The organism is Serinicoccus sp. CUA-874 (assembly GCF_001942225.1).
Lineage (GTDB): Bacteria > Actinomycetota > Actinomycetes > Actinomycetales > Dermatophilaceae > Ornithinicoccus > Ornithinicoccus marinus.
Genome location: NZ_MKJZ01000009.1, coordinates 26999 through 41531, shown reverse-complemented (window position 1 = coordinate 41531; position 14533 = coordinate 26999). Strand labels below are relative to the sequence as shown.

At 62.7% G+C, this 14533-nt stretch carries 10 protein-coding genes and 2 pseudogenes; 9 read left to right on the top strand and 3 right to left on the bottom strand.

Annotated elements, in window-relative coordinates; translation table 11 throughout:
- Positions 1-100: 100 nt before the first annotated feature.
- Positions 101-355: pseudogene (locus BJF80_RS03445) on the top strand (carbohydrate ABC transporter permease); the annotation flags it as partial.
- Positions 356-362: 7 nt separating this feature from the next.
- On the opposite strand, the gene BJF80_RS03440 reads toward BJF80_RS03445, so the two are convergent.
- Both BJF80_RS03440 and BJF80_RS03435 read right to left on the bottom strand, forming a co-directional pair.
- Positions 363-809, bottom strand: a complete 447-nt coding sequence (locus tag BJF80_RS03440; RefSeq protein WP_075811355.1) for a hypothetical protein — start codon at positions 807-809, stop codon at positions 363-365.
- A 473-nt stretch (positions 810-1282) separates the two neighbouring features.
- Complete coding sequence (locus BJF80_RS03435) at positions 1283-1894, bottom strand: DUF6318 family protein (protein WP_075811353.1); 612 nt, start codon at positions 1892-1894, stop codon at positions 1283-1285.
- Between the two features lie 409 nt (positions 1895-2303).
- Here BJF80_RS03435 and nrdR point away from each other — a divergent pair, with 409 nt between their 5' ends.
- The 6 genes from nrdR (at position 2304) to BJF80_RS18120 (ending at position 10766) form a co-directional block, all read left to right on the top strand.
- On the top strand, positions 2304-2786 hold the full coding sequence (gene nrdR / locus BJF80_RS03430; RefSeq protein WP_075811351.1) for a transcriptional regulator NrdR: 483 nt from the start codon (positions 2304-2306) through the stop codon (positions 2784-2786).
- 83 nt (positions 2787-2869) lie between these two features.
- The gene (locus tag BJF80_RS03425; protein WP_075811349.1) at positions 2870-5758 is read left to right on the top strand and encodes a vitamin B12-dependent ribonucleotide reductase; all 2889 of its coding nucleotides are present in this window, start codon (positions 2870-2872) and stop codon (positions 5756-5758) included.
- 86 nt (positions 5759-5844) lie between these two features.
- Positions 5845-7767, top strand: a complete 1923-nt coding sequence (locus tag BJF80_RS03420; RefSeq protein ID WP_075811347.1) for an AAA family ATPase — start codon at positions 5845-5847, stop codon at positions 7765-7767.
- Positions 7754-8368, top strand: coding sequence for a hypothetical protein (locus BJF80_RS18130; RefSeq protein ID WP_158068459.1), 615 nt, complete (start codon positions 7754-7756; stop codon positions 8366-8368). The genes BJF80_RS03420 and BJF80_RS18130 overlap by 14 nt, the downstream gene beginning before the upstream one ends.
- A 131-nt stretch (positions 8369-8499) precedes the next feature.
- Positions 8500-9426, top strand: a complete 927-nt coding sequence (locus BJF80_RS18125) for a hypothetical protein (RefSeq protein WP_143456622.1) — start codon at positions 8500-8502, stop codon at positions 9424-9426.
- Positions 9420-10766 carry a class I SAM-dependent methyltransferase gene (locus tag BJF80_RS18120; protein WP_143553952.1) on the top strand — a complete coding sequence of 449 codons (1347 nt, stop codon included), beginning with the start codon at positions 9420-9422 and terminating at the stop codon, positions 10764-10766. Before BJF80_RS18125 ends, BJF80_RS18120 begins: the two co-directional genes overlap by 7 nt.
- Before the next feature lie 205 nt (positions 10767-10971).
- Here the strand turns inward: BJF80_RS18120 and BJF80_RS03415 are convergent, their stop codons facing one another.
- Positions 10972-12180 (bottom strand): ROK family transcriptional regulator, encoded by a 1209-nt coding sequence (locus BJF80_RS03415; protein ID WP_083673428.1) that lies wholly within the window; start codon positions 12178-12180, stop codon positions 10972-10974.
- Positions 12181-12209: 29 nt separating this feature from the next.
- On the opposite strand from BJF80_RS03415, the pseudogene BJF80_RS21425 reads away from it, so the two are divergent.
- Both BJF80_RS21425 and BJF80_RS18115 read left to right on the top strand, forming a co-directional pair.
- Positions 12210-13255 (top strand): annotated as a pseudogene (locus BJF80_RS21425) (sugar ABC transporter ATP-binding protein).
- Positions 13256-14191: 936 nt separating this feature from the next.
- On the top strand, positions 14192-14398 hold the full coding sequence (locus BJF80_RS18115) for a hypothetical protein (protein ID WP_143553951.1): 207 nt from the start codon (positions 14192-14194) through the stop codon (positions 14396-14398).
- Positions 14399-14533 lie beyond the last annotated feature (135 nt).

Here is a 14533-nt window from a genome sequence, read left to right as displayed (position 1 = left end):
GCGCCGCCACCACCGGCACCCGCCGACCGCTACACTGAACCCCGCCCAAGGTGGGGAAAATCAGTGAGCATCACTGAGGAACTTCGACGAGCCTCGTCACCCGAGCTTCGTGGTCGTGCTGCTGTGGCAGTTCACCTCGGCGTGGAACGACTTCCTCTTCGCGGTCTTCTTCTCCACGGCGAACAACGGGCCGGTGACGATGGCACTCAACAACCTGGCCAACGGCGCCATGCTGTCGAACTACGGGGTGTCGATGGCCGGTGCACTCATCGCCAGCCTGCCCACGCTGCTCGTGTATATCCTGCTCGGCCGCTACTTCGTCGGCGGGTTGATGGCCGGTTCCGTCAAGGGCTGAGCGTCTTTCAGTTCGAGTAGAGGCGGTTCTTCGAGGTGAGGACCTCGAGCGGGTTCGTCGGGCCATCGATGACGACCGTGCTCGGGATCTCGCTCCAGTCACCGCCGTCGACGCTGACCTCGCCGCCGTACTCGACCGAGATGTAGGGCGCGACCTGGGCCGCGTCGGTGTACTCGTGGGTGATGTCGCCGTCGGGATAGGGACCGCCCGTGCTCTCGGTCGGTCCGATGCTGCCGCCGTCGCCGGTGAGATAGGTGATGCCGACCAAGGTCGGCCGGATCCGCACCTCGTGCCCGATGAGCGTTGTGGTGTCGATCTCCTGAGGCTCGAAGCCGGCCTCGGGCCAGGCGAGCTGGAAGTACACCGGCAGGTTGACCAGCGTCCGACCGTCGGGAGGTTGGATGACGGCTCCTGGAAGAGCGAAGTCGGTCTGGTGGAACTGCTCGATGATCATGGCCTCTGTGAGTTCTTGGACTAGTTCTCCCGAGCGAGGCGGAACCGAGTTGCTGAAGCAGGTGGAATCTCCAGGAGCCCAGTCGTCGAGCACGTCGCCATCGGCTGCCACAGTGCGGCGATAGATGATCGCCAGTGCGAACGCTGGATCCGCCACTCCGTCACACGCATCTATCGCTGACTGACAGATCTCAAGGCGGGGTTGGCTAACGCTGTTGGGCGGTCGACAGTCGATCACCGCTCTGTATTCGTACCAGGACGTTGGGTCAGCGGGGTTGGAACCGGGCGGATACTGAGTTGAGACGGCTCTCACCTCTTCGTGCGTAAGCCCTACTTCCGAGCCGTCACCCTCGTTACCGCATTCGTCTAAGCCCCCACAGGGCGGATCGGCAGGATCTCCCGGCTCCTCTGCAGCGCCTGGATGCAGCAGGGCGAGCCCCAGTAGGGGCGTGACCAAGGCGGTTATGCCTCTCATTAGTCGACAGTTATGGTGCTAACGCGCCAGGCGTCTTCCCATTGCAGGCGCACGATCAGCGAAAGCTCCTGCTCTTCCAGAGCGCGGTCGACCGCTTGCCCGTCCCTGAGGAAGGGCTGGGCGTTCTGTGTGACTGGTATTGCCACGCGGGCGCTGTCGTCAGTGAAGATGGAGGTCACCTCACCGACCTCGGCCATGGGCTCCGCGAGAACTTCCTCCTGGTTCGCTCCATACTCAACGAGCTCCTCGAAGTTGTCGCAAGTCTCACAACCATCGAGGGCTAGGGGCTCGAGCAACCCCACTTCTGGGTTGCTCATGGCGTAGTTGAGGACCTCGACATAGTGGAGTGCGAAGGCGACGGCCCCCGCCTCCGTCTGCTCGGTAGCCTCCTCCGGCATCTCGGGTGCCCCGTCGGCGTCCGGCTCCTCGGTGGTCGCCTCCTCGGGCGTCTCGGCCGGCTCCGAGGTGGCCTCGGTGTCCTCCGACGGCTCCTCGGTCGGCGTGGTGAGCGCGTCCTGCGAGGTCGGGGGAGCGGAGGGCTCGGTCGAGCTGTCGCAGCCGGCCAGCAGCACCAGCCCAGCCAAGGCGGCGACGACGGTGGTGCGGGTCACGGCATACCCCTCCTCGATCTCCCGGCCGCGGGTCCACCCGCAGCCGTTCCGTCCACCCCCAGTGTGCCCCAGCGTGGGGCTGCTGAGCGCTCGTCCACAGTATTGACTCCGCCCCGATCTGACCACCCCCACGATGTGGACGACACGCCCCACGAAGCCTCGATCCGCGTCGTTCCGGGCCTCGCGCAGCGCCGACACGCAACACGCCACGCACCCCTTGCATCTAGTAGCGGGGTCGCCTACGATCACCATATCTAGTAGTTACAGGGGTGTGGTTCGTCCACATCTTGTTCACAACCGGACCGGCTGTCCCCACAGCCCGTCCACAGATCGTCCCCAGATCCACCCACAGAGCGCCTGCCTCGGCAGGTGCTCGCGCCGCGCTGCCGCGACCGAGAAGGAGAGTGACATGCACTGCCCGTTCTGCCGTCACACCGACTCCAAGGTCGTCGACAGCCGCGTCCAGGAGGAGGGGACGGTCATCCGTCGCCGCCGCCAGTGCCCCGAGTGCGGGCGCCGCTTCGGCACGGTGGAGTCCGCCACGCTCTCGGTCATCAAGCGCTCCGGCGCGACCGAGCCGTTCAGCCGCGACAAGGTGATCACCGGCGCCCGCAAGGCCTGCCAGGGTCGCCCGGTCACGGACGCCCAGCTCCAGCTGCTCGCGCAGCAGGTCGAGGAGTCGATCCGCTCGCTCGGGCAGGCCGAGGTCGACGCGCACGAGGTCGGCCTAGCCATCCTCGAGCCGCTCAAGGCCCTGGACGAGGTGGCCTACCTCCGGTTTGCATCGGTCTACCAGGCCTTCGACAACCTCGACGACTTCGAGTCGGCGATCGTGCTGCTGCGCACCGAGCGCGACGCCGCCTCCGACACCGAACCCACCCCGACCACCTGAGCACGACAGGTATGTCGGTGCCCTCTGGTGCACTGGCATACACGGACGACACGCACGCACATCCCCACCAAGGAGAGCTAGTCATGACCGAGACCACCGGGTCGAAGACGCGCACGCGCCGCAACGGCAAGGGCCTGACGATCGAGCGCATCTTCACCACGCCTGGCGTGCACCCCTACGACCAGGTCACCTGGGAGAGCCGGGACGTCGTCCAGACCAACTGGAAGACCGGCGACACGATCTTCGAGCAGCGCGGCGTGGAGTTCCCGGACTTCTGGTCGGCCAACGCCTCGACCATCGTCACGACGAAGTACTTCCGCGGCGCCGTCGGCACCGACGCGCGCGAGACCGGCCTCAAGCAGCTCGTCGACCGCGTCGTCCTCACCTACGTCAAGGCGGGTAAGGAGCACGGCTACTTCGCGACCGAGGAGGACGCGGAGATCTTCGAGCACGAGCTGACGTATGCCCTCGTGCACCAGATCTTCTCGTTCAACTCTCCCGTGTGGTTCAACGTCGGTACCCAGAGCCCGCAGCAGGTCAGCGCGTGCTTCATCCTCTCGGTGGACGACTCGATGGACTCGATCCTCAACTGGTACAAGGAGGAGGGCTTCATCTTCAAGGGCGGCTCGGGCGCCGGCCTCAACCTCTCCCGCATCCGCTCCTCCAAGGAGCTGCTGTCCTCCGGCGGCACCGCCTCGGGCCCGGTCTCCTTCATGCGCGGTGCCGACGCCTCCGCGGGCACCATCAAGTCCGGTGGCGCCACCCGCCGCGCGGCCAAGATGGTCGTCCTTGACGTCGACCACCCCGACATCGAGGAGTTCATCGACACCAAGGCGCGCGAGGAGGACAAGATCCGGGCGCTGCGCGACGCCGGCTTCGACATGGACCTCGGCGGCGACGACATCGTGTCGGTGCAGTACCAGAACGCCAACAACTCGGTGCGCGTCTCCGACGAGTTCATGAAGGCCGTCGAGGATGAGACCGACTTCGGCCTCACCTCGCGCAAGGACGGCTCGGTCGTCACCACCGTCGACGCGAAGCACCTCTTCACCAAGATGGCGCAGGCCGCGTGGGAGTGTGCCGACCCGGGCATCCAGTACGACGGCACGATCAACGACTGGCACACCAACCCCGAGACCGGTCGCATCACCGCGTCCAACCCCTGCTCGGAATACATGTCGCTCGACAACTCCAGCTGCAACCTTGCCTCGCTCAACCTGCTGAAGTTCCTGCGCGATGACGACACCTTCGACGTGGAGACCTACCAGAAGGTCGCCGAGCTGGTCATCACCGCGATGGACATCTCCATCTGCTTCGCGGACTTCCCGACCGACCCGATCGGTGAGACCACCCGCAACTACCGCCAGCTCGGCATCGGCTATGCCAACCTCGGCGCGCTGCTCATGGCGACCGGCCACGGCTACGACTCCGAAGGCGGCCGCGCGCTCGCCGCGTCGCTCACCTCGCTGCTCACCGGCGCCGCCTACAAGCGTTCCGCCGAGCTCGCCGGCGTGGTCGGCCCCTACAACGGGTATGCCCGCAACGCCGACGCGCACAAGCGCGTCATGCGCAAGCACCAGGCGGCGAACGACGAGATCCGCACGCTGCACGCCATGGACGCCTCGGTCCACAAGGCCGCGACCAAGGCCTGGGACGCCGTCGTCAAGACGGGGGAGAAGCACGGCTACCGCAACGCGCAGGCCTCCGTGCTCGCCCCCACCGGCACCATCGGCTTCATGATGGACTGCGACACCACCGGCATCGAGCCCGACTTCTCGCTGGTGAAGTTCAAGAAGCTCGTCGGCGGCGGGTCGATGCAGATCGTCAACCAGACCATCCCGCGGGCGCTCAACCGCCTGGGGTATGCCGACGAGACCATCGAGGCGATCGTCGAGTTCATCGCCGAGAACGGCCACGTCATCGACGCCCCCGGCCTTAAGCCCGAGCACTACGAGGTCTTCGACTGCGCCATGGGCGCCCGGGCGATCCGTCCGATGGGCCACGTGCGGATGATGGCCGCGGTGCAGCCGTTCCTGTCCGGCGCCATCTCCAAGACGGTCAACCTGCCGGAGTCGGCCACCGTCGAGGACATCGCCGAGGTCTACCTCCAGGGCTGGAAGATGGGTCTCAAGGCGCTCGCGGTCTACCGCGACAACTGCAAGGTCGGCCAGCCGCTGTCCGACGGCAAGGCGGACAAGGAGAAGAAGGCCGACGAGGTCGAGGCACCCGTCGAGAAGGTCGTCGAGTACCGCCCGGTCCGCAAGCGGCTCCCCAAGCGCCGGTCCAGCCAGACCACGAGCTTCGCCGTGGGCGGCGCCGAGGGCTACCTGACCGCCGGCACCTACGAGAGCGGTGACCTGGGCGAGCTGTTCCTCAAGTTCGGCAAGCAGGGCTCGACCCTGGCCGGCGTCATGGACGCTTTCTCCATCGCCGTGTCGATCGGTCTGCAGTACGGCGTGCCGCTGGAGACCTTCGTCGAGAAGTTCACCAACCTGCGCTTCGAGCCGGCCGGTATGACGGACGACCCGGACGTGCGCATGGCGCAGTCGATCATGGACTACGTCTTCCGCCGCCTGGCGCTGGACTACCTGGACTTCGAGACCCGGTCGTTCATGGGCATCCACACCGCGGAGGAGCGGGCCCGCCAGCTGGAGACCGGGTCGTATGCCCCGCTCGAGCCGTCGAATGACGACGAGGACTACGAGGACGAGCTGGAGAACTACAGCCAGAGTGCGGCCACCACTCCGGCCAAGAGGGCGGAGAAGAAGGAGGAGATCGCCGACCAGTCCGGTGCCGGTGCCGCTGACGCCCGCAAGGTCGACGCGGAGATCCACTCCTCGGCGGAGCTGCTCGAGCAGTTCCAGGGCAAGGTCGCCGACGCGCCGATCTGCATGACCTGTGGGACGAAGATGCGCCCGGCTGGCTCGTGCTACGTCTGCGAGGGTTGCGGCAGCACAAGCGGCTGCAGCTGAGCGGCAATTTAGTGCTTAGACCCTAAAGTCCCGCTTGCCGTCGATCAAGCCGCAAGCTTCTGATCCGACAGAAGGATCCTTCTTACATGATTCGCTTTCCAATACTTGAAGCCATCCAAATCAAGGGATTTGATATGTTTCCGGGACCGCGGGATCGCGGACTGGAGGTCCGCTTCGGACACGACATCGAGTTGGTAGTGGGCGCAAATGGAATTGGCAAGACGACCCTACTCAACCTGATCTACAGGATGCTCACTGGCCCATTCAAGCTTGCTGGACGTGAGACTCCGCGACTAGGAGGAGGGCAAATCCGGTCTGTTCCACTAACTGCCAGGGAACTCCGCTATTTCCCGCAGCGCACGAATAATGGCGCTGTCGACAGTGTGGCCTACATAGAGTTCTCTATTGGCAACCAGCGATTTCGCGTGGCGCGCAGGCTGGATAGCCTAAAGCTACTGAGCGCTCGAATTTCGAGCCAAGAAACGGGAGAAGCCGAACTAGGATCAGAAGACGAACTCATTAACGCCATTTGCCAATCCGGAAACTACTCCGGAAGGGACGACTGGCTCTTTCTGCTTCGGTATGCCGTCTTCTGGTTCGACGACAGGCCGACGTTCCTTTGGGATGAAGATGCCCAGCGCTACATGCTGAACTTGATCGCGGTGAGTTCGAGTCGACGCAAAGAAATTTCCGCTTTGCAGAACGAAGTGCTTTCGATGGACAGCGAATATCGAAATAGGCGTGTTGGGCTCAATGCAAAGAAGCGCGAGCTCGCAGAAATTGCGGAACGAATGTCGGTGGAGACGCCCCGTCAACAGGACGAAGAACTCCAGCAGCTGCTCTCGCAGCAAGACGCGGCGACTGCGGCGCTCGACCAGTCGCGCATCACTCGCAAGAGGGCACGTTTGCAATTGCATGAGGCCGAAGCGGCGTTGACAAGCGCCGCAGAATTATATCTAGACAGTCGTGCGGAAGCGGCGCGTAGTGCAATAAAAACGACACAGACTAATAGTTTGACCACGCGCTTTCTTTCTCGCGAAGGACTTCGGCTGGGACTGTGTCCCTGCTGCGGGCAGGAACTGCCGGCTAAAGGTAATAGTGATCTGGCATTGGTCGTCAAAGAACCGGACGACCAACCGCAAGAGCACTTGGATGAAGCGGCAAAGCGCTACGAGGACGCAAGACAACTCGTCGACGCCCAACGGGCGTACTTCGCCGAGGCTGAAGAGCGCCATCTCGAGGCCGCCAAGACCCTGGCCGAGATTCGGGAGGCGTTGAACGAGGCAGAAGCAGAAGAGACTGACCTACCCCCGGACGAAGACGCGGTCAGGGCCCTTCGTCTTGTTTACAGCCGTGAGCGAGCTGCGCACGACGAGTTGGGCAGGCGTCTGGCGGCGTCCAGGGAGCAATTGGAGCAAGCCTTCGCCGAGATCGATCGACAGACTGAGAAAATCATGGACGAGGTTCAAGATCGCTTCAAGTCCTTGATTGATCTATTTATGGTTGAGGACGTAAAGCTTGTTTGGGATACCTTTGCCCGACGCATCGGCCAGGAAGGTTCCCAGATTCAGCTTGGAATCTTCAGGATAGTCATGAGCTCGAGCGAAGGGTTTCAGTCGCGCAGATCAGACACGGACGAGGTATCGGAGTCTCAAAGGGAATACCTTGACGTCGCATTCAGAATGGCCTTGCAGGAAGCCTTGGCCAGCACTGGGAAGTCATGCTTTGTTCTGGACGATCCAGAAATGTCGCTCGACGCAGTCTTTGCCAAGCGCGCAGCAGACCTGCTATTTCACTACACACACAGTGGCAATCAGTTGATTGTGGCTTCGAATCTCACTGGCGCGCCTCTGGTGCGGACCCTCGCGGACCTTCACGGCATGGACTCCCAAGCTTCAGACAAAGTAACGAATCTACTCAGCGGGGCAAGAAAGACACCGGCCCTGAAGCAGCTTGGTGCGGAGTATGACGCTGTACTTCGAGAGACTTTCGCCGATGCCAGCCAATGACTCCTTGATTCGCGCTGACCGGATTCTGCTGTTGGTCCTAGGAGCACGTCGGGCTGGCAAGCAGCCGCTGAGCCTTGAGGAAATTCAGGCAGGGTATTACCTTTGGGATGTCCTTGTGTATTTGCAGCGCGGGTACTCTCTGGACCCTTCGCACCTCATTTCAAGTACAGGAACGCTCGATGACACAGACGTTGCCAAGAGTGTCTTCCGTCTTGTCCATTCAGGACTTTTGGACGTCACGGGTGACGATGTGGAAGTCTTCGCGGCTAATGAACACTCTTTCCACTACGAAAAGGCAATGCGCCCGTCAGCAGAGTGGCGCAACGATCTGGACTGGGCAACGGCTTTCGTCGACGTTCTGGGGAGCGGCAACCGCCGTCTGAGTGATCACGTCCACTTTGAGCCACAGTGGAGGTTCTGGTCGAAGAAGCCCGGATCTCTTATGGAGGCCGACGTCGAGGGCGGCTTGGAAGGATCCTCCGACTGGCTCAACAATCTGCGGGACCGAGGCGGAACAATGCTAGCTGACGACGAGAGAGCCTTACGGTTGGCGTTTGCCAAATTGCTAACAGGCGTAGCGAGATTCGAGGCTGACCAGTGACAATACCGGATTCGCTGTTCGAGTCGGCTCTCGACTTCGCTTCGGGAGCCTCAGTCAACGGGGATGCGCAATTAACAGCCGAAGCTAGGTTCGGCAGACGAGTATTTGAACTGTTTCGTCGAAGAGTCGTCGTGGAAGAGGTCAGTCCTGGAGAGAAAGTAGTCATAATACTACATTCAGGCCCAGAAGAGCCGCATGAGTTCGACGAGAAAATGATTGAGTACACTTCCCTTGCCGACGGCACGGAGCCGCTAGCTGGGAGCCTTTGGCTGTCGTCCGAGACGCTCCTCACGGCCGGAGCCCTCCCCGTGCCGCTTGGCCGGCGAACCCTGTCGGGGGTCAAGACCCTCGCAAGTGAGCTTGGGCTTTATGATAAGCCTGCGGCCATTCTTGATTTTCAGCGCCGTACGATGTATGTGGCGTCTGAGGGTCTGCGTAAGCTCAGTAAAGCAGAAGAGATTCGCTATGATGGCCAAGATGCTGTTCCAAGTCTAGAATCGGTACGGCAGCAAATAAGTCGGGTTGTAGAGCGGCAATTGTTGGCACCCTCCGGTATGCCTGATCATGAGTCTTTGTGGCGCACGTTAAACTCCAAAAAGACGCTAATCAGCAATGCCGAGGCGAAGATTCAAGGGCTCTTGAAAACAGGCCTGAACTCGTGGGACAAGAGGGTTTGGGCCGAGATAGAAACACGCGGAATATCTGGTCGATTTGATTTGGGCGTTCAGTGGCGGCCGAAAGTTGGAGTTTCCATAAAATTGTGTGTACTTGAGTTGAAAGTTGTGCGTGAGGCTACTAACGAGGCGGAGAAGGCAGTGGACCAAGTATCGGCGTACTGCGCAGAACATGAGTATCATCGTGGAGTTGTCTCGTTGTTCGACACTCGCAAGGACATATCTGGTACGCCAGGAGCCGACGACCCCGCGGTCATCGCGGCGAAGCGTGAACGAGTCTCCCTTTGGACTTGGCATCTCTTCTCCACGGCCGCCGAGTTTCAGGCGAATCGCAATTTCGTGGATGGCGGGGGTAGCATCAACTCGGGCTTTGTAGCATGCTGACGAAGATTATCGATCATTACAAGTCTCTTGAGTCCTCGTACAGTTTGACTCGGAACGTTGGTTCGGCGAGTTTGGTCACGGCTAAAGACAATAGTTCCGGAGTCGACTCGTGGTTCTATTTCAAAGAGTCATTCTCAAGAAATTTGTTTGACTATGTTGTGGAGACTACGCAACTGAGCATAAACGGTCCCCTTAGGTTTGTAGATCCTTTTGCTGGATCTGGTACTTCACTGGTGAGTGCTTTGCGTGCTGCTGGTGAAGGCGGTAGTTTGCACCAGCCTGACGGGACGGGCAATTTCGTTATGGGTCTCGAAGTGAATCCCGTTATGGTTGAAGTGTGCCGCGCCAAAACTGTCTGCATACTACATCCTGAACATGTGTTGGGTGAGTTGGACGAAATGCGGAACGTGGTCGTGAGGCAGTTTGAGGCGGGGCCGGGTGACGAAGTACGAGTGCCCGGGGCAACTCTGAATGAGGAGAGGTACTACAGCGCGGACGCGGCGCGTGATTTGGTTTTTCTTGGTGCTTTGATCGGGGCCCTGCCGGACTCTGGGGGACGCTCCGTTTTAAGAGTGGCTCTTGCTTCGGCAGTAGGTGCTACAGGCAAGTTGCGAAAGGATGGTAGGGCTCTAAGGTATGTGAAGTCGAAGCGCGTGGCAGAGCCGCTATCTAGTTTCCTTTCGTTCACTGAGTCCATGATCCATGACATCAAGGTTCTGGCAGCCGGTGAGCGCTGCGGCGGCGAGGCGATGGTGGTGCACGGAGACGCTCGTGCAGCGGAGTTGCGTGATGGGTATCAGCTGTCAATATTCTCGCCTCCTTACCCCAACAATATTGACTATACAGAGGTGTACAAGGTTGAAGCCTATGCGCTTGGCTTCCTCTCTGATGAGGCTGAGTTGCGACAGCAGCGTGTGAGGACTCTCAGGAGCCATCCGAGTAGCCGCGCAGCGCTATCGATGGACGGTCTTGACGAGCCGGTCCTGCGGGATTCGGAAAAGGAACTTCTCGAAGTGGTGGTTGAGTCTATTCCCTCCGGGAGGTATTGGCAGCAGAGGACGGGCATGATAGTTGGGTATTTCCGGGACATGAGGTTGGTGTTCCGGAGAATGTTTGACGCGATGGCACCTGGGGGTGTGGCTTGTTTTGTTGTTGGAAACTCGACGCATGGGGTGTTGGGTGAGGGCGGGTTTGTTGTGGCGGCGGACGTTTTATTGGCTCATTGCGCGGCGGAAGAAGGCTGGGAAGTCGAGGGAATTCACGTGCTGCGGGACCTTATCCGCAGAGGGAAGTCTGAATTCGCAAGGGAGAGTCTTGTTATTCTTCGAAAGAAATCCTAGCGTCTACTTGGATAGGTGGTTTGCCTATGGGTGTGACGTGCTGGGCGTGCGAGGCACGGAAAGGACCATTGGCGCTAGGACGGTGCTTCGAGTTGGTGTGACGTGTTTGGGTCGGTGACCACTGTATCGCTGTATTTTCCCTTGGGGATCCGTCGCTGTGGAGTAGGCGGTTGAGCGCTCAGGTCTCTTGTCGTGAAAACGGTCTTTAAGTGGGACGGATAGGGGCCCCAGGGTCTTTCGCTGCGACTGGTGCTTCGGACTGAGCGACACTCACTGCGGCCTCTATCGCCTCGGGGGAAAGCACGTGCTCAGCCGCCATCGTGGCTGCCCCCAGCACGCCCGCCTGAGCGCCAGCCTTCGACGCTGCGATCCGCAGGTGCTCGGTGGCCAGCGGGGGCGACCGCTGGTAGACCACTTCCCGGATCCCCGCCAAGAGGTGCTCGCCGGCATCCGCCAGTCTCCCACCGATCACGACAGCCGAGGGGTTCATCAGGTTCACCAGCGTGGCGAGCACCTCGCCGATGTCGCGGCCGGCCCGGCGCACCTCCTGCACCGCCGCGGCGTTCCCTGCGCGCACCAGCTCGACCACTCCCACGTTCGAGTCGATGGCCACACCGCCCGAAGCCAGAGACGCGGCGAGCGCCGGCCCGGCGGCGATGGCCTCGAGGCACCCCTCGTTGCCGCACCGGCACATGACGCCCTCGCCGCTGCTGACCCGCACGTGCCCGAGGTCGCCGGCCGTGCCCTGTGCACCCCGCTGCAGCCGTGAGCCCGAGATGATCCCGGCACCGATGCCCGTGGCCACCTTGACGAAGATGAGGTCGTCCACGTCCGGCAGGTAGGCGCCGCGCTCGCCCAGCGCCATGATGTTGACGTCGTTGTCGACGAGCACGGGCACGGCATACGTCCGCTGCAGGTGAGCGGGCACGTCATACCGGTCCCACCCGGGCATGATCGGCGGGTTGATCGGCCGGCCGGTCGAGTGCTCGACCGGCCCCGGCAACCCCAGCCCGATGGCCGCCAGGTCACGGACAGGTCGCCGCGCCTCGGCCAGCAGCTCACCGACCACCGACGTCACCCACCCCAGCACCGCCTCCGGACCCTCGGCCACGTCGAGCTCGGCCCGAAGCTCACCGAGCACCGTCCCGCCGAGGTCCGTCAGCGCCGCCACGGCGTGCGTCGCGCCGACGTCCACCCCCGCCACGACCCGCGCCGCCGGGTTCATCGCGATGAGCGCCGGGGGCCGCCCTCCCGTCGACCGGGCCCCGCCCACCGGCTCCACCAGACCCATCCGCAGCAGTACGTCGACGCGCGTCGCCACGGTCGACCGGGCCATCCCGGTCTCCTCCGCGAGCTGGGCGCGGGTCCGGGGTCGCCCGTCCCGCAGCAGCTCGAAGACGTCGCTGGTCCGCACGACTGGAAGTAGACCATGGCCCCTTCTGCATGAGCAAGAGACAACTTTTGCCGAACTCTCGACAAAAGCGGCGAAGACGTGCCATAGTCGCTCCCGTGACGTCCAACGACGCCGTCGCGCCGACGGACAGCACCCCGCCGCGCCAGCCCGTGCTGCGCGCCACCGGGGTGACCAAGCGCTTCTTCGGCAACGCCGTCCTCGAGGACGTGACCCTCGAGCTGCACCCCGGCCACGTCCACGGCCTGGTGGGGGAGAACGGCGCCGGCAAGTCCACCCTCATGAAGGTCCTCGCCGGGGTCCACCAGCCCGACGAGGGCACCGTCGAGATCGGTGGCGAGGCCCAGCACTTCACCCACCCCATCCAGGCCCAGCAGGCCGGCCTGTCCACCGTCTTCCAGGAGTTCAACCTCCTGCCCGACCCACCGTGGCGGAGAACATCTACCTCGGCCGCGAGCCGCGCAAAGGTCCGCTCGTCGACACCGCGGCCATGACCCGGCATACCGCCGAGCTGCTCGACGGGCTCGGCGTCACCGGCCTGGGCCCCACCCGCACCGTCCGCTCGCTCTCGGTCGCCGAGCAGCAGATCGTCGAGATCGCCAAGGCGGTGAGCTACGACGCGCGCATCATCTCCATGGACGAGCCGACCGCGGCGCTCGCCGACCACGAGGTCGAGCTCCTCTACGCCATCATCGCCCGCCTCCTCGAGCGCGACGTCGCGATCCTCTACGTCTCCCACCGCCTCAAGGAGATCTTCGACCTCTGCCACACCATCACCGTCCTCAAGGACGGCCGCCAGGTCACCACCCAGCCCGCCGCCGAGCTCGACGAGGCCGGCCTCGTGCGCCTCATGATCGGCCGCGAGATGTCCGCCTTCTTCCCCGACCGCGCCGAGGGCACCGAGCTCGGCGACCCCGTCCTCACTTTCTCCGGCGCGGGCAACGGGTATGTCGACGGCATCGATCTCACGCTGCGCGCCGGGGAGATCGTCGGCCTGGCCGGCCTCCAGGGCTCGGGCCGCACCGAGCTCGTCGAGTCGATCTTCGGTGTCACTCCGCTCACCCGCGGCACGCTGTAGATCGAGGGTGCCAGCACCACCGTCACGAGCCCGCGCCAGGCGATCCGCCGCGGCCTCGCGCTCATCACCGACGCCGCAAGGCCAAGGGCCTCGCGCTCGGCCAGTCGATCGTCGACAACGCCCTCGGCGTCGTCCGCTCCGTCTTCCCCTCCCGCACCTCCAACGCCCGCGCCGGTATGCCCGGCGTCTTCTCCTCGCTCGAGGTCTCCGCCCGCGCGGTGGATCAGGAGGTGCAGTTCCTCTCCGGGGCAACCAGCAGAAGGTCGTCCTCGGCTACGCCGTCCTGGACAGTTATGTGCCGGGCGAGCAGATCGTCCCGCGCGACTTGAACCAACTGAACGATGTGGACCCGTCAACGACGCGGTCCTACATTCGCGAACTGGCACAGAAGTACCCTGAGGAGGCCATGATCCGGAACACACCCGGCAATGTGCTAGCGGCCAGGCGGGTCACCGCTACGTGGTGATCTTGTTCTCCAGGTGCCGCCACAGCGAGGAGGGAGTATCCCGGCGGACCTGATCGAGTATGCCAAGGTCCGAGAAATTCGGATAGTCGACATCAACGGCTTCGATTACACTGTTTAGTGCACCAAGGTGGAGGGAATGGGTCGTTCATGTATTTTCGTTTTGGGCGTCGATGGAACGTTCGCATGATGCAGCCAGTTGAGGAGATCACTGAGCAGACAGCAAGGGAGCGGTTCGATCACGAGCACGTCTCCGTGACGCGTCTACAGGATGAGAGCAGCGTGCCCGACTATACCGTTGTTACGGCTCCCGCGGGAAGGCATGTTCGGGTCTACCTCTACAACGTTGATGGCTCGACGACAGAGCAGTTCGATTGGGCCGAAGTTGACGGTGAGACGCGACTTTTTCTCACGGGCTACGGGACCTGGGTTTATCCAGAGGGTCGGGTTGGGCCCCAAGGATCTCCGAAAGTGTGGGCAACAAAGGATGGGTTTTCCGGCAGGACGGTACTGCGGATTGCCGGGAAGCGATCAAGGGGCTGCCGGAGGTGAAAATCACGCGGTACAGCGATCTCGACATGTCGGGTCACTGGCGCGAGCGCCCGGTCTGGGGCGATTGGAACCGGTTCGGCGAGCACCCTGAGCCGGACATCCCGTCGGGACCGGCCGAGCCGGCCTAAAGTCGATCGACTCGTCTACCACGCCGAGATCATCAACCTCCGAGGCGACTTCTACCGACTCAAGGCTCGAACCTCGGCTGAGTCCCACCGCCACCACCGAGGACTCGCGACCATGACCAACCAAGCAGAGTCACA

Coding starts and splice junctions, on each gene's coding strand:
- BJF80_RS18120 (WP_143553952.1), top strand. CDS start 9,420: ATGCTGACGAAGATTATCGATCATTACAAGTCTCTTGAGTCCTCGTAC.
- BJF80_RS18130 (WP_158068459.1), top strand. CDS start 7,754: ATGCCAGCCAATGACTCCTTGATTCGCGCTGACCGGATTCTGCTGTTG.
- BJF80_RS03420 (WP_075811347.1), top strand. CDS start 5,845: ATGATTCGCTTTCCAATACTTGAAGCCATCCAAATCAAGGGATTTGAT.
- nrdR (WP_075811351.1), top strand. CDS start 2,304: ATGCACTGCCCGTTCTGCCGTCACACCGACTCCAAGGTCGTCGACAGC.
- BJF80_RS03440 (WP_075811355.1), bottom strand. CDS start 809: ATGATCATCGAGCAGTTCCACCAGACCGACTTCGCTCTTCCAGGAGCC.
- BJF80_RS03425 (WP_075811349.1), top strand. CDS start 2,870: ATGACCGAGACCACCGGGTCGAAGACGCGCACGCGCCGCAACGGCAAG.